This window comes from Dellaglioa sp. CoH-56-MRSF-12, assembly GCF_056782075.1.
The window spans coordinates 1-267 of sequence record NZ_JBXAYD010000105.1 but is presented as its reverse complement, the minus strand read 5'-3'; the positions used below and the strand labels follow the sequence as shown (position 1 = coordinate 267).

General features: G+C 67.4%; 1 protein-coding gene. It reads right to left on the bottom strand.

Annotation, left to right across the window (positions count from 1 at the left end):
- Positions 1–25 precede the first annotated feature (25 nt).
- The gene (locus AC1RPY_RS07935; protein ID WP_481763141.1) at positions 26–166 is read right to left on the bottom strand and encodes an EAL domain-containing protein; all 141 of its coding nucleotides are present in this window, start codon (positions 164–166) and stop codon (positions 26–28) included.
- Between the last annotated feature and the right edge of the window lie 101 nt (positions 167–267).

Below are 267 nucleotides of genomic sequence, written 5' to 3'. Positions count from 1 at the left end.
CCGACGGCGGGATCGGGCCGAGCGTCTAGTGAGTCCAGCGGCAGAGGCCTTCGACGGCGACCACGTCGCCGGTGCGCAGGTCGATCTGGGGCTGGAACACGATCCGGAGCCTGTTCTCCGCGATCGCGTCCGCGAGGTCGTGGGCGACGACATCGCACGTCGTCATCGGTCACCTCCCGGAAAAGTCACTCCCGCGATGATCGCCTCTTCTGCGGAATGTGTCAACGGTCCTGCCCGGCCTCGTGTCGCGATGCCCGGTCTCTGCTC

Coding starts and splice junctions, on each gene's coding strand:
- AC1RPY_RS07935 (WP_481763141.1), bottom strand. CDS start 166: ATGACGACGTGCGATGTCGTCGCCCACGACCTCGCGGACGCGATCGCG.